Source organism: Photobacterium sp. DNB22_13_2 (assembly GCF_052873915.1).
In genome coordinates this window covers 51,454-72,888 of the sequence record NZ_JBNNXU010000020.1, presented here as the reverse complement: position 1 = coordinate 72,888, position 21,435 = coordinate 51,454, and the positions used below count along the sequence as shown (strand labels likewise).

Genomic DNA, 21,435 nt, shown 5'->3' with positions numbered 1-21,435 from the left:
TTAACGAATAATTCCGCGTTCAGTGTTGTTCAGTGCATCGAGCAACAGCCCCACTGACGGCCACTCTTCAGCCATCTCAGCCAAAACCGGCTTCACTTCTTCCATGGTCTTGCCTGAGCGGTAGATTTCCTTGTAAGCACGGCGCAGCGCATGCAGCTCTTTCTTCTCAAAGCCTTGACGTTGCAAGCCGACCAAGTTCAGGCCGTAAGGGGTTGCATGGTTGCCCTGCGCCAACACATATGGAGGCACATCCTGAACCACTGCCGAGCATCCACCGACATAGCTATAAGCACCGACAGTACAGAAAGGGTGGATAGCAGACAACGCCATTACGCCAGCATGATCAGCCACCGTTACATGGCCGCCAAGAATCGAGTTATTACCAATGTGAGTATGATTACCGACCACAACATCATGGGCAATATGGGCATTAACACACAGCAGGTTATCGTTACCTACAATGGTCACGCCTTTATCCTGAATGGTACCACGGTGGATCTGAACGCTTTCGCGGATCACATTGCGGTCACCAATTTCAAGGCGAGTCGGTTCACCGTTATACTTCTTGTCCTGGCACTCTTCGCCGACAATCGCATACGGGAAGATACGGTTATCATTACCGATCGTGGTAGGGCCCTTGATCACGACATGCGACATGATCTCGTTGCCATCACCAATTTCGACATCTTTGCCGATATAGGTAAACGGACCGACAGTAACATTGGCGCCAATCTTAACGCCTTCTTCAATCACCGCTGAAGGGTGAATTTGCGCTGTTTCGTGGATCATTAAAACTCTCGTCTTGCACATTTGAGCTCAGCAGAACAAACCACTTCGCCATCAACTTTTGCTACACCATTAAACATAGCAATACCGCGGCGCTCCTTCAGGAACTCAACCTCGATAATCAGTTGATCGCCCGGCACTACCGGTTTACGGAATTTACCGTTATCGACGCTGGCAAAGTAATACAATTCATTTTCCGCCGGCGCACCAAACGTTTTGAATGCCAACAGACCAGTTGCTTGTGCCATCGCCTCTAGGATCATCACACCCGGGAATACCGGCATTTTCGGAAAGTGACCCGTAAACTGAGGTTCGTTAACAGACACATTTTTAATGCCTGTCAGGGTTTTACCTTCTTCGTAATGCGTTACGCGGTCAATCATCAAAAAAGGGTAACGATGAGGAAGAAGCTCTTGAATTTCCGTGATATTCAGCGTTTTATTTTCGCTAGTCAAAACTGAATTCCTGTTTAAATATATTAAAAATGCTGTTTGGTCGAAAAGCAAAGCCGCCAGCCTTGCTGGCTGCTGAGTGAGTCACAGGCCCAGCGTTTACTCGCCTTTTGCTGCCAGCTGCTTTTCAACGGCTTTAAGACGCTTGTTCATCTCGTCAATTTTCATAGTACGAGCTGCGGTCTTACGCCATTCTCTGTTTGGTTGAAGTGGGATACCAGAAGAGTACATGCCCTTCTCTTCAATACTGCGCATAACCATACCCATACCGGTAATCGTAACGCCATCGGCGATCTCAATATGGCCGTTAAGCACTGATGCACCGCCAATAATGCAGTATTTACCGATTTTGGTACTACCGGCAACAATAGTACCACCAGCCATTGCCGTACCATATCCGATCTGCACATTGTGGGCGATTTGCATCTGGTTATCGATGATCACATTATCTTCGATAATCGTATCGTCAAGCGCGCCACGGTCAATGGTAGTACATGCACCAATTTCTACACGGTTACCGATACGTACACTACCCAGCTGCGGGATTTTCACCCATTCGCCTTTGTCGTTGGCATAACCAAAGCCATCCGCACCAATAACAGTACTCGACTGTACCAGGCACTGCTCACCCAGTACCACATTGTGGTAAATCGTAACGTTAGCCCATAGCTTGGTGCCTGCGCCGATCTGAGCATTTTTACCAATGAAGCAGCCAGCACCAACTTGAACATTATCGCCGATGATTGCTCCGGCTTCGATCACGGCATTGTGACCGATAGCAACATTTTCACCCAACTGTGCGGTTGGATCGACATAGGCCGACGGCGCAATGTCTGACGCACAAGCTGGCGTGGTATCCAACAATTGGGCTACTAGGGCATATCCAAGGTAAGGGTCAGCCATTAGTAACGCATTACCGTCGAACCCTTCGGCATCAGCCTCTTTAAGCATCACTGCCGCTGCATGGCATTCTGCCAATTGCTTGCGGTATTTGCTGCTCGATAGGAAGGTGATCTGGCCTTCACCGGCCGTCGCCATTCCCGCAACCGATTCGATAACTACAGAGCCATCACCACGAAGTTCTGCACCCAGCTTAACTGCTATATCAGCAAGAGTCATTCCAGCCATTCGATACCTTATATTTTCTAATTCTTTGTTGGCATACCTGATAATAAACAGAACAGTTTCTGCTTGGTATTGCCTACCAACCGGTAATTCTATCTCGTCGCAACGACAGAACACCTTAAATATCAGTGCCTATGTTGGCGCAGAATATCATTCCACTTGGTAAGACCAGTATGCAGTCGGGCTATCCGCCCAAAATAAAACAAGTCGAAAGCATGAAGTTTACCAAAGTATCCCTCACCCTTTCGACTTATACGTAGATTTTTGAGACGTTAAGGCAAGCTTACTTAACGGCAGAAATCACTTTAGAAGACAGATCGTCTTTCGGGCTCGCGTAAAGCACCGCGTTTGCGTCGACCACAATATCGTAGCCTTCACGCTTAGCAACATCTTGAATTGCATTACGGATCTTCTGAACCAGCTTCTGCTCTTCCTCAGCACCGCGGCGGCGCTGATCTTCCTGCAGGGCCTGAGCCTTCAGCTTGTAGTTTGATTCCAAAGTTTGCATTTCACGTTGCAGCTTGGTTTTCTCGCTTGAGCTCATCAGTTCGCCGTCACGCTTCATCTTCTCAACTTTGGTCTTCATGCGACCTTCGATGCCGCGTAACTCATCAATGCGGTCCTTGAACTCATTACGCAGTTTCTCAGGCACATTGTAACGCTGGGCCAGTTGGGCCATCGCTTGACCAGTTGCTACATAACCCACTTTCTGTGCGGCTTCTGCGGCTTGGGCATAAAATGACGACGACAGAATAACAAGGCTAAGGCCAGCCGCTTTCATCCACTGTTTCAAAGTGTATCTCCTCAAATATTTAGAATGTTCGACCAATCGTGAAGGTGAAGAATTCTTCATCATCACCCTCGTATTTCTTGATTGGCTTAGCAACCGAGAATACGAGCGGCCCCATTGGCGACATCCACTGTAGGGCTGCACCATAAGCTGCACGAATCAACGTTGGGTCAGAATAATCATGGATGTATCGGCCATCCGAATCACGTAGATCATATTCCGTATCCCACACAGTACCAGCATCAACAAACAAACTGGTACGGATTTGGTTGCGGACCTCCACGGACGCAAACGGCGTCGGGACGATCAGCTCCATACTGGCCAGAGCCACGGCGTTACCACCGGCGGCATCATCCGAACCAACCAGATCCGGGTTATTACCGCCGCCGCTGTAATCCAAGTAAACAGCCTTTGGACCAACGGTATTCGAGCGGAAACCACGAAGGGTAGAGAAACCACCCGCATAGTAGTTTTCATAGAACGGCAACAACTGATCACTGCCATTGTCTGTGGTGCCATAACCGTTACCGTAACCCACCCGACCGCGAAGCAATAGGCTATAGTCGTGTTCTTCAGTCAGCGGGAAGTACTGGCGTACGTCATACTGAGCCTTGAAGTACTGGGCATCAGAACCTGGGACCGTCATCCGGAACGAGGCACGCTGGTGGTTACCGGCCGTTGGGAAGTAACCTCGGTTCAGGTTATTTCGAGTCCAAGATACCGACCAGTTGAAATCGTCAAGGTCAATAACGTTATCGCCGCGGTCAAAGCCGTGGATCCGCTTGAACTTCTCGATCTGGTAATATTCCTGGGTATTGGAGATCTTGTTGTGATCGTAACCTAAGCCAAACTCGAAGAAGTTAAGTTCATCAAACGGGAAGCCCCATGTCAGGCTGGCACCATAGCTCTGGTTGGTATAATCCGAGATGTTAGCGTCTGACGCTTCGAACTCGTTGTAGTACACCTTACCACCAAGACTGATCCCATCAAGGGTGAAGTACGGGTCACGATACTCCAAGCTCACGTTTTTCTGGTAATCGTTCATCATCGCATTGATGCCGAAACGGTTACCAGTACCTAAGAAGTTATCCTGCTGGATACCCGCCTGGAAACTAATACCTGACTCTGTACCGTAGCCGACACCAAAGTTTATGTTACCGGCGTTGGCTTCCTTGACGTCATATTTCAGGTCGACCTGATCATCGGTACCCGGAACACGAACCGTTTGTACATCGACCGTTTCAAAGAAACCGGTACGGCTCAAACGTTCCTTACCTCGCTCTACCGAGCGGGAATTCAACCAACTGCCTTCCATCTGACGCATTTCACGGCGCAACACTTCATCTTTTGTTGAGGTGTTGCCTGAAAAGGCAATATTACGCACGTAGATACGCTTGCCCGGCTCGACATTAATAACCAAGGTCACTTGCTGGTTATCATCATCGAAATCAGGAATGGTATTGACCTGCGGATAAGCATAACCGAGCTCACCCAGCTTACGCTTAAGCGCCTCTTCCAGAGCCGTGACTTCAGCACCGCTGTAGACATCGCCACTATTGATAGCGACCAAGGCTTCCAGCTCGGCACTCTTGCCTAGCAAGTTGCCACGCAGCTGCACTTTATCGACTTTGTACTGCTCACCTTCATCGACTTTCAGGGTGATATACACCCCTTTCTTGTCAGGTGAAATCGCCACTTGGGTCGAATCGAGGCGGTACTTAAGGTAACCGTTGTTGAGGTACATCGAACGTAGGGTTTCAAGATCCCCGGCCAGTACCTGCTTTTGGTATTTCTTATCGGCAAAGAAGTTCCACCACGACACTTCCGACTGCAACTTGAATTTATCGCGCAGATCTTCATCGCTGAAGACTTCGTTGCCGATAAAGTTGATCTGCTGGATCTCAGCCGACACACCTTCGGTGAAAACGAACTTCAAGTCTGCACGGTTTCGCGGCAGCGGAGTCACCACAGCTTGCACTGTCGCGTTGTATTTACCCACGCTGTAGTAAAAGTCTTCCAGCCCTTTTTCAATTTTGCTCAGGGTGGTCCGATCGAGAGATTCACCGATACGTACACGAGACGCATCCAGGTTCTCTGTCAGCTGCTCCTCCTTGATAGCCTTGTTACCAGAAAAGGTAATACTCGCAATCGTCGGGCGTTCCTGCACCTGAACCAGCAAGGTGTTACCATCTCGGAAGACTTGGATGTCCTCGAAATTACCCGACGCAAAGAGCGATTGGATCATTTCGGAAATATCTCCGTCATCAACATTATCTCCAACCCGGACAGGCATTTGGAGCAATGCAGCACCAAGCGTAACACGCTGGAGGCCCTCAAAGCGGATATCGTCTACTACAAATTGTTCCGCACTATGCGCAACACTACTGCTTAGAAGTAGCGTTGCGACCAACAGTTTTTTCATCGCCATTACTGTTCTGATTATTCCTTGCTAAAACGCTCTTATTAAAGGCGGGTAAAATCATTGAATAGCGCAACAGCCATTAATGCAACCAAAATGGCTGAGCCCACTCTATAGCCTATATCCTGAACACGTTCAGAAACAGGACGACGTGTCACCGCTTCGATGGCAAAAAACATCAAGTGTCCACCATCCAATACCGGCAGCGGTAACAGATTGACTATCCCCAAGTTAACACTGATCAAGGCCAAAAAGCCTAGGAAATAAACCATACCGTAATCGGCGGTCATCCCAGCCCCTTTGGCAATCGAGATCGGGCCACTCAAATTCTTTATCGCGACATCACCGGTTACCAGCTTGGTCACCATATCAAAGGTTAATGTCACGAGTTGCCACGTCTTCTCCGCAGCTTTGCCTACCGCCTCAACCGGTCCATACTGCAAGTTTATGCGGTACGACTCCGGCCACGGGTCGACTTTGGGTGCAAACCCTGCGTAACCGACAAGTTCATCACCCACCGTTTTCGCCCCAGGGGTCAACGACAAGGTAACCGGCTCACCGTCACGTAAGACCTCCATCGTCAGCGCCTGCTGAGGATGGGAGCGTACTGCATCCACGACCTGCTGCCACTCGGTTACGCTCTCTCCGTCGATTGCAATAATTTCGTCATTTAAGCGCAATCCGGCGGAAATTGCTGCTCCGTCTTCCACAAGTTGTGAAATGACCAGAGTAATTTCAGGCGAGTATGGGGTGATCCCCAATGTCGTCAATACACGCTCACTTTCCGGGTCAAACGACCAGCCCGACAAGTCGAGTTGCTTCTCCACTTCGTAGCTAGTGCCTGGCTCGGTAACGGTGACAAGCATTTCTTTATCGCCAATATGAGAAATCATCGCCATATTAACGGATTCCCATTCTGCGGTTTTGATTCCTGAAATGGTCTTTAGTTCCATTCCACTTTCAATTCCTGCCTCAGCAGCAATCGATTGTGGGGCAATTTCACCGATAACCGGCTTTACCGCAGGAACACCAATCAAGTAAACGACCCAGTAAGCAAAAATGGCAAACACAAAGTTTGCCAGCGGGCCCGCCGCTACAATAGCGCTACGCTGCCACAGTTTCTTGTTATTGAAGGCCATATGGCGGCGGTCGGATTCAACCGGCTCGACCCGCTCATCAAGCATCTTGACATAACCACCCAGCGGGATCATCGCTAGGGTATATTCAGTACCATCTTTACCTATCTTACGCCACAGCGCCTTACCAAAGCCGATAGAGAATTTCTCAACATAGACCCCGCAGCGACGCGCCACCCAGAAGTGTCCATATTCATGAACGGCAATGAGTATTCCAAGGGCAAGCAGAAATGCGCCTAGGTTCCATAATATTCCTGTCATAACGCTACCTTACGTATTACTTCCTGTGCCAAGACTCGGGCCATTCTATCGAGCTCAATAACGCTTTCCAAGTCAGTTGGTTCAACCAATGACACAGACTCCATGACGCGACGATTAACCTTGGCGATATCGGTAAAGCCCAAACGGTTCCCCAAGAATGCTGCCACCGCTTCTTCATTGGCGGCATTGAGGGTCGTTGTCGCAGCCTGTCCGCTAAAGCAAGCATCCATCGCCAGCTTCAGGCAAGGATAGCGGGAAAAATCCGGCTTAAGGAAAGTAAATTCGCCGACTTTACTGAAATCAAGAGGGGCAACGCCCGCGTCTACTCTTTCAGGATAGGACATCGCACACGCTATTGGCGTTCTCATATCAGGCAAACCCATCTGGGCCAGGACAGAACCATCCTTGTATTGCACCATAGAATGGATCACGGACTGAGGGTGGATGATGACATCCATCTGCTCACGTGAGGCATTGAACAGCCAGCGAGCCTCAATAAACTCTAGCCCTTTGTTCATCATGGTGGCCGAATCAACTGAAATTTTCGGCCCCATCGACCAGTTTGGGTGGGCAATTGCCATCGCTGGCGTCACGGCAGCCAATTCACTGACGTTGGTATAGCGGAACGGACCACCCGAGCCAGTAAGGAGAATTTTACTGACCCCAGCCGCATCGAGATCACAATACCCCATTTCACGCTGCACCTGCTCTGGCAGGCTTTGGAAAATGGCATTATGTTCGCTATCTACTGGCAGAAGCTCGGCGCCGTACTCACGGCAGGCATCGATAAACATTTGGCCTGACATCACCAGTGCTTCTTTGTTGGCGAGTAAAATACGCTTCCCCGCTTTAACCCCCGCCATCGTTGGTAGCAGGCCTGCCGCCCCAACAATCGCCGCCATCACGGTGTCAATCTCATCAAGCGAGGCAACCTGGCACATACCAATCTCGCCTGCCAGCACCTCAGTGGTTAGCCCCTGCTGCTTGAGTAAGATGCTAAGCTCAGCAGCCGCATTTTCCGAGGCCATTGCCGCGTACTTAGGCTGCCACTGACGACACAGCTCAAACATTTTCTGGCTATTGCTTCCCGCAGCCAAAGCAACAACGTCAAACAACTCGGGATTCTGTGCAGCAACAGCCAATGTGCTGCTACCTATAGATCCCGTCGCACCAAGAATCGTTAACTTACGCATACTATCACTTAACAACAAACAATCATTGACTGGCCAATTGAGCATGGCACTCAAGCCGGCAGCAAACAAGTCAGTAATGACTCACACTGCCGGCCAGGAATGGAAGGTTAGCTTACACTAACCATAAATACAGTAGGGCAAAAACAGGAAGGGCTGCGGTCAGGCTATCAATTCTATCGAGAATGCCGCCATGACCAGGCAAGATATTACCACTGTCTTTAATGCCTGAAACACGTTTGAACATGCTCTCGACCAAGTCACCTAGCACCGAGGCAACCACCGTCACCACAGCAATCAATAACAAACTGGACAGACTGGCAAACGGAATATCCATCAGCGCCGCACCTCCCCAAGTGACCGCCACGGCTAATACCGCGCCGCCGACCAAGCCTTCAATCGTCTTGTTCGGACTCACAGCCGGTGCCATCTTGTTCTTGCCAAAACGCTTACCCGAGAAGTAAGCGCCGGTATCAGCGGCCCATACTAGGAAACAGACCAACATCACTAATTTAGCGCCATGATATGGGTTGTCTAGGTAATTTACCGCGCGGAGCATCAAGACACTCCAAAAGAAAGGTAGCAGAGTCAACAAACCAAAGAGGTGCTTTAGAGGAGGAGTGGTTGACCAAGCTTTGGCACTACCCGGGTAGCTTATAGCCAATGCCGAGGCGACAATCCACCATAGCCCGCCAACCAGCAGCATAGCTTGATGGGATGATGCCAGCACAGACAAGGCTTCAACATCGGTTGGCATAACGACCAGCGAAATCAGCATGGCTGCTGCCGGTAAGATCATCGCAACAAAGCGCGATTTTGTGTCTACAAATTGTGTCCACTCCCAGAAACCCAGTAGGGTAATTGCCGCAAGGGCTGCAACAAAGGCAGGAAAAGGTAAAAGGAAAATTCCTGCGATAACTAGGGGAGCGAGAATGACTGCGGTGATAATACGTTGCTTAAGCAAACTGCGTCCTCTCATTTTTCTATTGTGACCGCGCCCGAAAGCTACGGTGTTTTGGTAATCCGGTTACCAGTAAAAAAGGCATCAAGACCATAGCCAGATGCCCTATAAAGTACATAATCCTGCCAGCGTTGACGAGCGAAGAATTACTTATCCATCAATGCGTGAATTTGCTCACCAGTGCAACCAAAGCGACGCTCCCGGTTAACAAACCATGCAACGGCCTCGACAAAGCTTTGCTCATCGAAATCTGGCCAGTGCTGCTCGGTAAAGTAAAGTTCAGCGTACGCCGCCTGCCACAGCATGAAATTACTGATTCGACATTCCCCGCTGGTACGGATCAAGAGATCGACATCGGGTAAGCCTGCGGTGGATAATCCTGAAGCCAACATCTCTTCAGTAATATCTGATTCTGTTAAGCCCTGCTCAGAAGCTTGCTGAACAAGGCGCTTTGCTGCCTGTAAAATATCCCATTGGCCACCATAGTTGGCTGCCACGTTCAGCACCAAACCGGTATTGTCGGCGGTCAAGGCTTCTGCGTCTGCGATTTTCTTCTGCAGCCGCTCGCTAAATCGCTGGGTGTCACCAACAATACGCAAGCGAATATTATTCTTGTGCAGGCGCTTCACTTCACGACCAAGTACAGTCATGAACAGTTCCATCAGCAAGGAGACTTCATCCTCGGGGCGTCGCCAGTTCTCACTGCTAAAAGCAAACAGGGTAACAACCTGAATCCCCAAGCGACTTGCGGTCGAGACAGTCTTACGTACGGCTTCAACGCCGGCCTTGTGGCCAAACACTCGAGGTTTGCCCTTGGCTTTTGCCCAGCGCCCATTACCGTCCATAATCACGGCAACGTGCTTTGGCAAGCTTTCACTACCAAGCGCAGTATCGATTGTATGCTCTGCCATACATATCCCTCAAAAAAAAGCGCTGTGCTGCACGCACAGCGCCCTAAACTATATCAAGCAATCGAATTAAGGCTGCGCCTTAAACTTCCATTAGCTCTTTTTCTTTCGCTTCTAGAATCACTTCGATGTCCTTAACAGCTGCATCAGTCAGCTTCTGGATATCGTCCTGAGTGCGACGATCATCATCTTCAGAGATTTCTTTGTCTTTTAGAAGTGCTTTTACGTCTGCGTTAGCGTCACGGCGGATGTTACGAATAGCAACACGGCCTTGCTCCGCTTCAGCGCGAACGACCTTAACCAGATCACGACGACGCTCTTCTGTTAGCGGTGGCAATGGAACGCGGATCACAGTGCCGGCAGACATTGGGTTAAGACCCAGATCAGACATCATGATCGCTTTTTCAACTTTTTGCGTCAGCTCTTTGTCGAATACAGTGATAGCCAAAGTACGAGAGTCTTCAGCAACAACGTTTGCAAGCTGCTTAAGCGGCGTATTTGCACCGTAGTACTCAACATAGATAGTATCTAGCAGGCTTGGGTGTGCACGACCAGTACGTACTTTAGCCAGCTGGTTTTTCAGCGCTTCAACGCTTTTACCCATGCGCTCTTGCGCATCTTGTTTGATTGCATCAATCACGATTAATACCCTTAATGATTCGGTAAAGACGGGAGCCTAGGTGCTCCCGATAAGAATAAGTGGCGTCACTTACTCGCAAGACTTAGTCGTTAGAGATCAACGTACCTTCCTGCTCGCCCATTACCACGCGGCGTAGGGAACCAGGTTTGTTCATGTTGAACACGCGAATTGGCATGCTGTGATCGCGAGCAAGCGTAAATGCGGCCAAATCCATTACTTTCAGTTCTTTCTCAAGAACATCTTGAAAGCTTAGCTTATCACAAAGAACAGCATCTGGGTTCTTAACTGGGTCATCTGTGAACACGCCATCAACTTTTGTTGCCTTCAAAACAACATCCGCTTCGATTTCGATACCACGCAAACATGCAGCAGAGTCTGTGGTAAAGAACGGGTTACCCGTACCAGCAGAGAAGATGACCACTCGGCCCTGGCGCAACTGGCTAATCGCATCAGCCCAGTTGTAGTTATCACAAACGCCATTAAGAGGAATGGCTGACATTACTCGAGCGTTCACATAGGCACGGTGTAGCGCATCACGCATTGCCAAACCGTTCATCACGGTTGCTAGCATACCCATGTGATCGCCCACAACTCGGTTCATACCTGCTTCAGCAAGGCCTGCACCACGGAACAGGTTACCACCACCAATAACAAGGCCAACCTGTACACCTAATTCAATCAGTTCTTTGATTTCCTGAGCCATACGGTCAAGAACTTGTGCATCAATACCAAAACCTTCCTCGCCCTGCAGTGCTTCCCCACTGAGTTTGAGTAGAATACGTTGATAAGTCGGTTTAGGATTCGTGGTCATTAGTTTACCTTCCAGGCTTACAAATATAGAGACGGAGTTGTAAAAAGACCGCAGCCTAGGCTACGGTCTTTGGAGTTCTTAGCAAGAAGGATTAACCCTTCTGTACTGCTGCTACTTCATCAGCAAAGCTCATTTCTTGAGCTTTCTCGATGCCTTCACCAACTTCTAGGCGGATGAAGTTAGTTACTGTAGCGCCTTTAGCTTTCAGCATTTGACCAACAGTTTGAGATGGGTCCATGATGAATGCTTGACCAGTTAGAGAAACTTCGCCGGTGAATTTCTTCATACGGCCAACAACCATTTTCTCTGCAATCTCTTGAGGCTTGCCAGATTCAACAGCGATAGCAACCTGGATTGCTTTCTCTTTCTCAACTACGTCAGCTGGTACGTCTTCTGGGTTAACGAACTCAGGCTTAGAAGCAGCGATGTGCATTGCAACGTGCTTGATAGTCTCTTCGTCAGCTTCACCAGCAACAACAACACCGATACGCTCGCCGTGACGGTAAGAACCGACTTTAGCACCTTCGATGAACTCAACGCGACGGATAGAGATGTTCTCACCGATTTTAGCTACTAGAGCGATACGCGCGTCTTCGAATTTAGCTTGAAGTGCAGCGATGTCTAGACGCTCAGTTAGAGCTACTTCTAGAACTTCGTTAGCGAATGCTAGGAAGTTTGCATCTTTAGCAACGAAGTCAGTTTGGCAGTTAACTTCAAGAAGTGCTGCAACGCCGTCAGCGTCTTTGATTAGGATTGTACCTTCAGCAGCAACGTTACCTGCTTTTTTAGCAGCCTTAGCAGCACCGCTTTTACGCATGTTTTCGATCGCTAGTTCAATGTCAGCGTTCGCTTCAACAAGCGCTTTTTTACATTCCATCATGCCTGCGCCAGTACGTTCGCGCAGTTCTTTAACTAGGGCAGCTGTAACTGTTGCCATCGTTATATCCTCAGTTTAAATACTTGATATAAAAATCAGGGGCCGAAAATAGGCCCCTGGTAACCATACTTAGTTTACACAAGGTAACTTAAGATGCTCAAAGAGCTGGTTATTATTCAGCTTCTACGAAACCGTCTTGTTCAGCTTGAACAACGATATCTTGGTTGCGAGCTTCAGTAACAGTTTGAGCAACAGCACCAGTGTAAAGCTGGATAGAACGGATTGCATCATCGTTACCTGGAACAACGAAGTCAACGCCATCTGGGTTAGAGTTAGTATCTACAACAGCAAATACTGGGATACCCAGGTTGTTCGCTTCTTTGATAGCGATGTGTTCGTGATCAGCATCGATTACGAACATTGCGTCTGGTAGGCCGCCCATGTTCTTGATACCGCCTAGAGACTTCTCAAGCTTTTCCATTTCACGAGTACGCATTAGCGCTTCTTTCTTGGTTAGCTTGTCGAAAGTACCGTCTGTAGACTGAGATTCAAGATCTTTAAGACGCTTGATTGACTGACGAACAGTTTTCCAGTTAGTCAGCATACCACCCAACCAGCGGTTGTTTACGTAGTACTGGTCACAGTTAACTGCAGCTTCTTTGATAGATTCGCTGGCTGCACGCTTAGTACCAACAAAAAGAACTTTACCCTTGCGAGCAGCAATCTTGTTGATTTCTGCAAGAGCGTCGTTGAACATTGGTACAGTTTTCTCAAGGTTGATGATATGTACCTTGTTACGAGCACCGAAGATGAATGGCTTCATCTTTGGGTTCCAGTAACGAGTTTGGTGACCGAAGTGTACACCAGCCTTAAGCATGTCGCGCATTGATACAGTTGCCATTGAATAATCCTCTATGGGGTTAGGCGTCCACATACCCCATCTTACCGACCCAGACAACGCCAAAGGCGTTACAGCTTCGCGAAAAGCTGCTGGGCACCCCGGAAGACGTGCCGATATGTGTGAATGATTAATTAAAGTTTAGTGCAACCGGCATGACTGGGTCGAAACTCAATCATCCAATTACGGCGCGCTTTATACCATATTTCTCTTACTAAAATCCAGTCCCAATGTTTTCAATTCAGTGATTGTACCTAAACTTGGTTTCCATCCAGCCCCCTCACTGTTACCATGTAATGAAGAGGTAACAAACAAATAGAGAAGACTGAATGAGCATCAAGATCAAAACGGCTGAAGAGATCGAAAAAATGCGCGCAGCCGGCCGTTTGGCCGCTGAAGTGCTGGAAATGATCGAACCTCACATCAAAGAAGGTGTGACGACAGACGAGCTAAACCAAATCTGTCATGATTATGCGTTGGAGAAAGGCGCCTACTCGGCCCCGCTTGATTACCACGGTTTTCCAAAATCTATCTGTACGTCTATCAACCACATCGTATGCCACGGCATTCCTGCCAGCCAGGATGAGATGGGTAGCAACGGCCAGATGAAACCAGCTGTTCTCAAGAGCGGCGATATCATCAATGTTGATATCACGGTCATTGTACCGAATGACGAAAATGCCGATTTGAGCGTACGTCCCGTGGGCTACCATGGTGATACGTCAAAAATGTTCCTAGTCGGCGATGTGACGCCTGCGGATAAGCGTCTATGCCGCGTCACTCAGGAAGCATTGTATGTGGGTATGCGCAAGGTCAAGCCAGGAGCCCGCGTAGGTGATATCGGTACAGCGATTGAGAAGTTCATCAAAGACAACAACAAGAAGAATCCTTTAAACAAGTATTCTATTGTTAAAGATTTCTGCGGCCACGGTATCGGCAGTGAATTCCACGAAGAGCCTCAGGTTGTGCACTACCGCAATGGCGACCGCTCGGTACTCAAGGCAGGTATGTGTTTCACTATCGAGCCAATGATCAATGCTGGTAAATTCGGTTGTACCGTTGATGCCGCCGATGACTGGACGGTTTACACTGGCGATGGCAAAAAATCAGCGCAGTACGAACACACTATCGTAGTGACCGAAACGGGCTGTGAAGTGCTGACTCTGCGTAGCGATGACACTATCCCGCGTCTGATGAATAACTAAGTCACGCCTTAGCATGATTGAAGATTCTCTGAGCCGACCTTTGGGTCGGCTTTTTTATTGCTATCAGTCCCGACCGTGATAGGGTTATACCAAGAGTATTGACTATGCACGGACGGCAATGACAGATCCTATTTCTCACCCAACAACCGAACAGGTTGATCCCATGGCGCCAGAGCAGCTCCGCCAAGAGCTGGATCAGTTTAGCGACAGCCAAAAGGCCCAGTTTCTGGCTCATACCCCGGTAACGAATTTGGTCGAAGCCCGATCACGCTTTACCGACCACCTACTCGACCGACTGTGGCAGCACTTTGGCCTTACCGAGCACCCGACGCTGGCCCTAGTTGCCGTCGGTGGTTATGGGCGCGGCGAGTTACATCCCCTGTCGGATGTCGACATCCTTATCCTCAGCCAGGCACCAATTAACGATGACACCGGCAGCACGGTCAGTGCCTTCCTCACCCTGCTGTGGGATCTCAAGCTCGATGTCGGCCACAGTGTCCGTACAATTGATGAGTGCATTACGATTGGCCTTGATGATCTGACAGTGGCAACCAACCTGCAGGAATCACGCTGGCTATGCGGCAATCCAGAGACCTACCAGCAGCTGGAAGAACGGCTTAACGACGGTAATTTCTGGCCCAGCGAGCAATTCTACCAAGCCAAGCTAGACGAACAGAAAACCCGCCATGCCCGCTATCACGATACCACCTATAATCTTGAACCAGATATCAAATCCAGTCCGGGAGGCCTACGCGACATCCATACCTTGAGCTGGGTAGCCCGTCGTCATTTCGGGGCCACCAGCCTGCTCGAAATGAGCCGCTTTGGTTTCCTGACCGATGCCGAATACCGCGAGCTGGTCGAATGCCAAGACTCGTTATGGCGGATCCGTTTCGCCCTCCACAGCGAGCTACGCCGTTATGACAACCGTCTGACCTTCGGCCACCAAGCCTCGGTGGCAGAGTTGCTGGGCTACCAAGGTGAGGGCAACCGCGGGGTTGAAATGATGATGAAAGATTTCTACCGTACCTTGCGCCGCGTGGCCGAGCTCAACAAGATGTTATTACAGCTGTTTGACCAAGCCATTCTGAATAAGGGCACAGCCCCCGCCCCTATTGCACTTGATGACGATTTTCAGTTGCGTGGCCACCTTATCGAAGCAACAAAACCGGCGCTATTCCAAGCAAGGCCGGAAACTATCCTCGATATGTTCCTGCATGTTGCCCGCAACTCGCAGATTGAAGGGATTGCCGCCCCGACCCTGCGACAGCTGCGTACCGCCCGCCGTCGTCTTAACCGTTTTTTAATTGAGATCCCTGCTGCGCGGGATAAATTCATGGAACTGGTTCGTCAACCCAACTGTCTGCAAAAGGCCTTCCGCCTGATGCATCGCCATGGTGTGTTGTCAGCCTACCTACCACAGTGGAGCCAGATTGTCGGTCAGATGCAATTTGACCTGTTCCATGTCTATACTGTCGATGAGCATACCGTCAGGCTGCTAAAAAACCTCAATAAATTCAACGATCCGATCAACCGGGACCGACACCCGATCTGCTGCGAAGTGTATCCTCGGGTTGCCAAAAAAGAGATCCTCCTACTCGCTGCCATATTCCATGACATCGCCAAAGGACGCGGCGGCGATCACTCCGAGCTCGGTGGTGTCGATGCCTATGATTTCTGTCTTCAGCACGGCTTGTCCAAACCCGAGGCCAATCTGGTCAAATGGCTGGTCAACCAACACTTGCTGATGTCGGTCACCGCCCAGCGCCGTGATATCTACGATCCGGAAGTGATCACCGAGTTTGCCAAGGAAGTACGTGACGAAGAACGACTCGATCACCTGGTCTGCCTCACCGTGGCTGATATCTGCGCTACCAACCAGGAACTGTGGAACAGCTGGAAGCGCACCCTACTGGCCGAGCTGTATTACTCCACCCAAAAAGCCCTGCGCCGCGGGCTCGAAAACCCGCCCGATATTCGTGAGCGGATCCGCCACAATCAACAGATGGCTTCAGCCCTGCTTCGAAGTCAGGGATTTGCACCTCGCGATATCGAAGTATTGTGGCAGCGCTTCAAGGCAGACTATTTCCTGCGCCATACCCACAAGCAAATCGCCTGGCATGCCGAAGCTATCCTCAAGCATGAGGATCATAGTAAGCCTCTGATCTTGATCAGCCAAAAGCCGACTCGTGGCGGTACTGAAGTTTTTGTCTACTGTCGCGATAAAGCAAAATTATTTGCTATCGTTGTCTCCGAGCTGGACAAGAAAAACCTCAGTGTCCACGATGCCCAGGTCATGACCAGCAAGGATGGTTTTGCCCTCGATACCTTCATGGTGCTTGATCCTACCGGTAAGGCCCTAAGTGAAAGCCGCCACCAAACGGTGCGCCGGGCACTGATCAACGCCCTGACCCATATGAAGTCCGATCGCAAGAAAAAGCGTCCGCCCTACAAACTGCAGCACTTCAACGTCAAAACCAAGGTCGACTTCCTGCCAACAAAATCGGGAAAGAAAACCATGATCGAGCTGGTCGCACTGGATATGCCGGGGTTATTGGCCCGGGTCGGCTCGGTGTTTGCCCGTCAGCATATCAGCTTACAAGCCGCGAAAATCACCACCATCGGGGAACGGGCCGAAGATTTTTTCATCGTCACCAATAAAGACGGCGAGCAACTTAGCGAAGAGCAACAAGTTCAGCTGAGGGATGCGCTGATAGAGCGACTAGAAAAACAATAATAAAAAACAACGGGAGGGCTAGCAACAGTCACTCCCGTTGCCAAACCAACAAGAACAACAACACTCCAACATCAACACCAATAACAGAAGCACGAGGCCAGTATGTACCCCAACCTCACAGCCATCGGCATTGAAAAGCCGGAAACGATTGAACGCTACAGCCTGCGGCAGGAAGCCGCCAATGACATTTTAAAAATCTACTTTGCCAAACAAAAAGGCGAGCTATTTGCCAAAAGCGTGAAGTTCAAATTTCCCCGCCAGCGTAAAACCGTCATGGTCAACAGCGGGAGCCGGGAATACAAAGAAGTAACGGAGATCAACCGCACTCTGACGTTTATCATCGACGAACTGGATCGCATCACCAACAAAAAGCATAGTGAAGTTGATATTAAGAAGAAGATCCTTGGTGACCTGCGCCACCTGGAGCAAGTAGTCAGTCACAAGATCGCCGAGATCGAGGCTGATCTAGAAAAGCTTAAGTAACCCCCTCCCCTCTTCACTGATACAAATGGAGCCCAATTAAGGGCTCCAATCTCGAATAGTATGTTAACTCGAATAAAAGCTAAGCCGCATCAGCTTGCTTGGCCCAGCCCTCGATCCAAGGCATCGCAACTTCCAGTGCATCGAAGTGAACGCAAGCATCCACATCCAACCGCTCCGTCAATGGCTTGGCCTGCAACTGAACCAGCAGCTCATCAAACTGACGTCCGCCACCACAAAAGCGATCTTCACCATAGCTCGAATCACCCAGTGCAATCACCCCGTAACGCAGCTGGGGCATCAGAGGAAAGGAATCATTGAGCGCTTGGTAGAGCGGCAGCAAGTTATCGGGGATCTCCCCTTGGCCCGTGGTCGAGGACACCACTAACGCCAGCTCTTGTTGATAACCGAGGAACTCATCCAATGTCGGCTCTAGAAACAGTTCAACCTTGTGGCCAGCCTCCACCAGATAACGCACTACTTCTTCTGCAACCTCTTCAGCTCCGCCGAATACCGAGCCGACAAATACACCTATTCTTGCCATCATCCAACACCTTCCTTTGTGTTCTAGTTACATGTTAAATGTGGTCTTTTAAGCGGTTAGATGCAAGTTTAATCGCAAGGTGCCATCAACTCGGTTTCCCAGCCAAATGCATCCATCACCCGCAGCCATGGCTCATCGACACCGGCACGGATATCCAGCTGTTCGCCCGTTAGGGGGTGCTGCAGTTGCAGGCGCGAAGCATGCAACATCAATCGGCGGCAGTCATAATTTTCGCGGAACATCCGATTATGGCGGCCATCACCGTGATTAACATCACCAATAATATGGTGGCTCAGGTGGTGCATATGGCGGCGCAACTGATGCTTACGCCCTGTCTCAGGCTTCATTTCTACCAAACAATAACGACTAGTCACATAGCGGCCAACCGGAATATCGGTTTCCACCTTGGCCAAAGGTGCGTACGCGGTAACAGCCGACTGAGCTTCTTTGTCTTTATTGGCATCTTTATCGGCAATTTTATCTAACTCTTCTTTGAGTGGGTAATCCAATACCGCCGCTTCCTTCACCCAGCCTCGCACCACTGCATGGTAGGTCTTTTTCACATCCCGCCCGGCAAACAAAGGCATCATCAGCGCTGCAGTTTCACTCGACAGGGCAAACAGCAACACACCGGAAGTCGGCCGATCCAACCGGTGTAACGGAAACACATGCTGGCCGATTTGATCGCGAAGGGTCTGCATAACAAACACCGTCTCATGACGATCAAGCCAAGAGCGATGCACCAGCATACCGGCAGGTTTATTAACCGCAACCAGGTGTTCATCACGGTAAAGGATTTCGAGTTCCATCACTATTTACTCTTAAATAATTGGTCAAGTTCGCGAGTCACAGCCAAGGTTGCCGCTTGACCCTTGTTTTCCTTCATCGCTTCCTCAACATAGGGGGAAATTTCAAATGCCGCAGGCAACGCCATCTTCATGGCAAGCATGTGGTTCAATTTGGGGATAAATATCCACTGCAGCCACTGCTCGCAGCGCAGGGTATCAATGGCGAACGGTTGGCAGCTGTTCAGCGCCTCAGCCGGTGGTTGCTCGGCCTCCCAATGATCATACGTTTGCAAAACCGTGGTTAGCTTATCCAGCAACAGCTGGCAATGACGGAATTTATCCATCACACCCCCTCTAAATGATGAATGTTATTTTGATAAGGGGCGAAGGATACCACCTCAATGAAGTTTGGGTATATACTCGTTCTCCTTGATTAAAGAGCACTGAGACTGCCCATGGATAATTTTCATACCCTAACCCAACTCTTAGACAATGCCGGGTGCCAGTACAAGATTTTTGACCTTGGCCGCCGCGTCAGTGAAATCGATGTTGAACAATTCAAGGCAGTAGAAGAGAACCGCCAGCCCTATCCATGGCCTCTGCAGCAGCATGCCCACCTGTCGATCTCATTTTGGCAAGCTGACAACCCACCGTGGATATGGTTCCTACGCTTACCGCTCGATGAACGCGGCCTACTAAAGCAAGCCGCTGTCGGTGACTTCATCAAATATGTTATCGAAGCGATGGGAGCAACCCTTAATAGCACCCCGACGGAAGAAGAGCAGGAAAAGCTCGCAGCTAATCCGTATACCTTCAAGCCAAGCGATGACAAAATGGCCATCTTCCATGCTCAGTTGCGCAGCCAACTTTCTTTGTCTACCAGCCACTACTACGAGCATGCCCAGCACTACCTTACCGGTGAACAGGGCTGGGACAAGTGGCAGGGTGTCGGTCTACAAGGCTTAGCTGATGTCTGCGCTCGCATCAAGCAAGAGAACAATGCGACTTTGCTGCGCAAAGCCACCAACAACCTGCCTCTGACGCCGCTTTATGCTTTGCTCGGTTGTTTGGAGCACTGCCAACTACCTGAACCACTGGCTGCGCGCCTCGCCGAACGCCTGGATGAAGAAACAGCTGTCGATACCCCTGATCTGTTTCTCGTTGCTGCATTGATCCGCGCCCTATCCGGTGCTGAAACCACCCAGCTTCGTCAGCCGCTTGAGCGCTTGCTAGCCCAACCAGAACTTTGCCACCCAGAGGTTTTGGTTGCTATCGCTGGTCGCTGCTGGAATGGCCTGGCTGATCCCAAAATAGCGAGTACCTTCCTGCTGCGCCTTGCTGAAACGGGTGATCAAGCCCTATTCAACCAGCTATTTGCCGATTTGGTGATGCTGCCAATGCTACGTGGCATAATGTTGCAGGTACTACACGGGCAAGCAGACCCAGCACTGGTTGAGGCTATTATAAAGCTTCAGCAACATGCCCGAAGCCCACAGCAATAAGGATGTTCTAGGCCGGAAGGCCCGGAAAAACAAGGATGTAATGGAGTCAATGTAAGAAATGGATAACCTGTTAGGTATTTTACTGCTGGCAATTGTTGGCTACCTGTTCTGGCAACAGCGGCGACAGACAGAGCGTGCCAATTTTTTTATCAACCAACGCTGTGAGCATTTAGGGCTACAACTGCTCAATACTGCACGGGGAGAACACCGCCTTCGTGATCGCAACGGCCGTTGGGGGTGGCATACCACTTATTTGTTTGAATTTTCCGCCAGTGGGCAAGATGCCTATCAGGGGCATATTGTGATGAAAGGATTTCACTTGCTGACTATCCACATACCGCCCCACAGGATGCCGGGGGAGTAGAAAAAAGAACGGGCGCAACTTTCGTTGCGCCCTTAGGTCTTACATGCAGCAGTCCGGCTACTATGGTGCTCCCTGCGACAATCCTTGTTGTTCTAAATCCTTAGCGGTAATCCCTAAACCCCATCCCCGGGTTATCCTTGGTAGTTCCTTGACCTGCCGCGTTGTCCTTTTGCGACTCTCTCATCCTTCCTGGCGGTGTCCCTGCCTTCATCCTGAAGGGTTCCTGACACTTATCCTTAAGCTATCCTCTTGCCCTGTCCTAGAGCGCTATCCTTAAAGCCCCAATCCCTGAGGTGTTCCAGCCTTTCCAAAGCAGTCCTGTTCATCCTGACGGTAATCATCCTGATCCCCGACGGTATCCATTCCGTGTCCATGACATCTTGTCAGCTAACAACCCTGTTAGCACCGCCCTTCCTAGGCTTGCAGTATCCTACTGCGTTCCAGTTCCTGTGCCGCTATCCTGTCGACAAGGGCCATATTACGCCTTTTGCTCACTCATACAATTGACTATCTGACCGCATATCTCCACAGAGATCATTCACCATAAAAATGAAAAGGTTA

The 21,435-nt window shown here is 49.9% G+C and carries 21 protein-coding genes; 5 read left to right on the top strand and 16 right to left on the bottom strand.

Going from position 1 to position 21,435, the window contains the following annotated elements:
* From lpxA to rpsB, 13 genes are all read right to left on the bottom strand, one after another.
* Positions 1-789: an acyl-ACP--UDP-N-acetylglucosamine O-acyltransferase gene (lpxA, locus tag ACVA58_RS22335; RefSeq protein WP_446512562.1), complete on the bottom strand. Its 789-nt coding sequence runs from the start codon at positions 787-789 to the stop codon at positions 1-3.
* Positions 789-1,241 (bottom strand): 3-hydroxyacyl-ACP dehydratase FabZ, encoded by a 453-nt coding sequence (fabZ, locus tag ACVA58_RS22330; RefSeq protein ID WP_428656226.1) that lies wholly within the window; start codon positions 1,239-1,241, stop codon positions 789-791. Before fabZ ends, lpxA begins: the two co-directional genes overlap by 1 nt.
* Before the next feature lie 96 nt (positions 1,242-1,337).
* Positions 1,338-2,366: a UDP-3-O-(3-hydroxymyristoyl)glucosamine N-acyltransferase gene (lpxD, locus tag ACVA58_RS22325; protein WP_446512561.1), complete on the bottom strand. Its 1,029-nt coding sequence runs from the start codon at positions 2,364-2,366 to the stop codon at positions 1,338-1,340.
* A gap of 280 nt (positions 2,367-2,646) precedes the next feature.
* Positions 2,647-3,156, bottom strand: coding sequence for an OmpH family outer membrane protein (locus tag ACVA58_RS22320; RefSeq protein WP_446512560.1), 510 nt, complete (start codon positions 3,154-3,156; stop codon positions 2,647-2,649).
* A 19-nt stretch (positions 3,157-3,175) separates the two neighbouring features.
* On the bottom strand, positions 3,176-5,581 hold the full coding sequence (bamA, locus tag ACVA58_RS22315) for an outer membrane protein assembly factor BamA (protein ID WP_446512559.1): 2,406 nt from the start codon (positions 5,579-5,581) through the stop codon (positions 3,176-3,178).
* 35 nt (positions 5,582-5,616) lie between these two features.
* Positions 5,617-6,969: a sigma E protease regulator RseP gene (gene rseP / locus ACVA58_RS22310; protein ID WP_446512558.1), complete on the bottom strand. Its 1,353-nt coding sequence runs from the start codon at positions 6,967-6,969 to the stop codon at positions 5,617-5,619.
* Positions 6,966-8,162 (bottom strand): 1-deoxy-D-xylulose-5-phosphate reductoisomerase, encoded by a 1,197-nt coding sequence (gene ispC / locus ACVA58_RS22305; RefSeq protein WP_446512557.1) that lies wholly within the window; start codon positions 8,160-8,162, stop codon positions 6,966-6,968. Before ispC ends, rseP begins: the two co-directional genes overlap by 4 nt.
* Before the next feature lie 112 nt (positions 8,163-8,274).
* Entirely contained in the window at positions 8,275-9,138 is an 864-nt protein-coding gene (locus ACVA58_RS22300) for a phosphatidate cytidylyltransferase (RefSeq protein ID WP_446512556.1), read from the bottom strand.
* 128 nt (positions 9,139-9,266) lie between these two features.
* Complete coding sequence (locus ACVA58_RS22295; RefSeq protein ID WP_446512555.1) at positions 9,267-10,031, bottom strand: isoprenyl transferase; 765 nt, start codon at positions 10,029-10,031, stop codon at positions 9,267-9,269.
* Between the two features lie 79 nt (positions 10,032-10,110).
* Entirely contained in the window at positions 10,111-10,668 is a 558-nt protein-coding gene (frr, locus tag ACVA58_RS22290) for a ribosome recycling factor (RefSeq protein WP_446512554.1), read from the bottom strand.
* Between the two features lie 82 nt (positions 10,669-10,750).
* The gene (gene pyrH, locus ACVA58_RS22285) at positions 10,751-11,479 is read right to left on the bottom strand and encodes a UMP kinase (protein WP_428656246.1); all 729 of its coding nucleotides are present in this window, start codon (positions 11,477-11,479) and stop codon (positions 10,751-10,753) included.
* Positions 11,480-11,570: 91 nt separating this feature from the next.
* On the bottom strand, positions 11,571-12,416 hold the full coding sequence (tsf, locus tag ACVA58_RS22280; RefSeq protein WP_446512553.1) for a translation elongation factor Ts: 846 nt from the start codon (positions 12,414-12,416) through the stop codon (positions 11,571-11,573).
* A gap of 112 nt (positions 12,417-12,528) precedes the next feature.
* Positions 12,529-13,257 (bottom strand): 30S ribosomal protein S2, encoded by a 729-nt coding sequence (rpsB, locus tag ACVA58_RS22275; RefSeq protein WP_255042443.1) that lies wholly within the window; start codon positions 13,255-13,257, stop codon positions 12,529-12,531.
* A 326-nt stretch (positions 13,258-13,583) separates the two neighbouring features.
* Here rpsB and map point away from each other — a divergent pair, with 326 nt between their 5' ends.
* The 3 genes from map to ACVA58_RS22260 all read left to right on the top strand — a co-directional run bounded on the left by map (position 13,584) and on the right by ACVA58_RS22260 (position 17,679).
* The gene (gene map, locus ACVA58_RS22270; RefSeq protein ID WP_446512552.1) at positions 13,584-14,459 is read left to right on the top strand and encodes a type I methionyl aminopeptidase; all 876 of its coding nucleotides are present in this window, start codon (positions 13,584-13,586) and stop codon (positions 14,457-14,459) included.
* 163 nt (positions 14,460-14,622) lie between these two features.
* Positions 14,623-17,196: a bifunctional uridylyltransferase/uridylyl-removing protein GlnD gene (gene glnD / locus ACVA58_RS22265; RefSeq protein WP_446512592.1), complete on the top strand. Its 2,574-nt coding sequence runs from the start codon at positions 14,623-14,625 to the stop codon at positions 17,194-17,196.
* Positions 17,197-17,298: 102 nt separating this feature from the next.
* On the top strand, positions 17,299-17,679 hold the full coding sequence (locus ACVA58_RS22260) for a DUF3461 family protein (RefSeq protein WP_446512551.1): 381 nt from the start codon (positions 17,299-17,301) through the stop codon (positions 17,677-17,679).
* 79 nt (positions 17,680-17,758) lie between these two features.
* On the opposite strand, the gene ACVA58_RS22255 is transcribed toward ACVA58_RS22260, so the two are convergent.
* The 3 genes from ACVA58_RS22255 to ACVA58_RS22245 all read right to left on the bottom strand — a co-directional run bounded on the left by ACVA58_RS22255 (position 17,759) and on the right by ACVA58_RS22245 (position 19,352).
* On the bottom strand, positions 17,759-18,223 hold the full coding sequence (locus ACVA58_RS22255) for a flavodoxin (protein ID WP_446512550.1): 465 nt from the start codon (positions 18,221-18,223) through the stop codon (positions 17,759-17,761).
* Between the two features lie 65 nt (positions 18,224-18,288).
* Entirely contained in the window at positions 18,289-19,029 is a 741-nt protein-coding gene (gene truC, locus ACVA58_RS22250; RefSeq protein WP_446512549.1) for a tRNA pseudouridine(65) synthase TruC, read from the bottom strand.
* A 2-nt stretch (positions 19,030-19,031) separates the two neighbouring features.
* Positions 19,032-19,352 carry a YqcC family protein gene (locus tag ACVA58_RS22245; protein WP_446512548.1) on the bottom strand — a complete coding sequence of 107 codons (321 nt, stop codon included), beginning with the start codon at positions 19,350-19,352 and terminating at the stop codon, positions 19,032-19,034.
* Positions 19,353-19,463: 111 nt separating this feature from the next.
* Here ACVA58_RS22245 and ACVA58_RS22240 point away from each other — a divergent pair, with 111 nt between their 5' ends.
* The gene (locus ACVA58_RS22240) at positions 19,464-20,510 is read left to right on the top strand and encodes a DUF3549 family protein (RefSeq protein ID WP_446512547.1); all 1,047 of its coding nucleotides are present in this window, start codon (positions 19,464-19,466) and stop codon (positions 20,508-20,510) included.
* Positions 20,511-20,568: 58 nt separating this feature from the next.
* The gene (locus tag ACVA58_RS22235) at positions 20,569-20,874 is read left to right on the top strand and encodes a DUF3301 domain-containing protein (RefSeq protein WP_446512546.1); all 306 of its coding nucleotides are present in this window, start codon (positions 20,569-20,571) and stop codon (positions 20,872-20,874) included.
* Positions 20,875-21,435 lie beyond the last annotated feature (561 nt).

Bases quoted from the DNA above. Each gene is read 5' to 3' on its own strand.
- ACVA58_RS22295 (WP_446512555.1), bottom strand. From the start codon at position 10,031: ATGGCAGAGCATACAATCGATACTGCGCTTGGTAGTGAAAGCTTGCCA.
- ACVA58_RS22235 (WP_446512546.1), top strand. From the start codon at position 20,569: ATGGATAACCTGTTAGGTATTTTACTGCTGGCAATTGTTGGCTACCTG.
- lpxA (WP_446512562.1), bottom strand. From the start codon at position 789: ATGATCCACGAAACAGCGCAAATTCACCCTTCAGCGGTGATTGAAGAA.
- ACVA58_RS22300 (WP_446512556.1), bottom strand. From the start codon at position 9,138: ATGAGAGGACGCAGTTTGCTTAAGCAACGTATTATCACCGCAGTCATT.
- ispC (WP_446512557.1), bottom strand. From the start codon at position 8,162: ATGCGTAAGTTAACGATTCTTGGTGCGACGGGATCTATAGGTAGCAGC.
- lpxD (WP_446512561.1), bottom strand. From the start codon at position 2,366: ATGGCTGGAATGACTCTTGCTGATATAGCAGTTAAGCTGGGTGCAGAA.
- ACVA58_RS22260 (WP_446512551.1), top strand. From the start codon at position 17,299: ATGTACCCCAACCTCACAGCCATCGGCATTGAAAAGCCGGAAACGATT.
- truC (WP_446512549.1), bottom strand. From the start codon at position 19,029: ATGGAACTCGAAATCCTTTACCGTGATGAACACCTGGTTGCGGTTAAT.
- glnD (WP_446512592.1), top strand. From the start codon at position 14,623: ATGGCGCCAGAGCAGCTCCGCCAAGAGCTGGATCAGTTTAGCGACAGC.
- ACVA58_RS22245 (WP_446512548.1), bottom strand. From the start codon at position 19,352: ATGGATAAATTCCGTCATTGCCAGCTGTTGCTGGATAAGCTAACCACG.
- rseP (WP_446512558.1), bottom strand. From the start codon at position 6,969: ATGACAGGAATATTATGGAACCTAGGCGCATTTCTGCTTGCCCTTGGA.
- rpsB (WP_255042443.1), bottom strand. From the start codon at position 13,257: ATGGCAACTGTATCAATGCGCGACATGCTTAAGGCTGGTGTACACTTC.
- ACVA58_RS22255 (WP_446512550.1), bottom strand. From the start codon at position 18,223: ATGATGGCAAGAATAGGTGTATTTGTCGGCTCGGTATTCGGCGGAGCT.
- ACVA58_RS22240 (WP_446512547.1), top strand. From the start codon at position 19,464: ATGGATAATTTTCATACCCTAACCCAACTCTTAGACAATGCCGGGTGC.
- bamA (WP_446512559.1), bottom strand. From the start codon at position 5,581: ATGGCGATGAAAAAACTGTTGGTCGCAACGCTACTTCTAAGCAGTAGT.
- pyrH (WP_428656246.1), bottom strand. From the start codon at position 11,479: ATGACCACGAATCCTAAACCGACTTATCAACGTATTCTACTCAAACTC.
- tsf (WP_446512553.1), bottom strand. From the start codon at position 12,416: ATGGCAACAGTTACAGCTGCCCTAGTTAAAGAACTGCGCGAACGTACT.
- map (WP_446512552.1), top strand. From the start codon at position 13,584: ATGAGCATCAAGATCAAAACGGCTGAAGAGATCGAAAAAATGCGCGCA.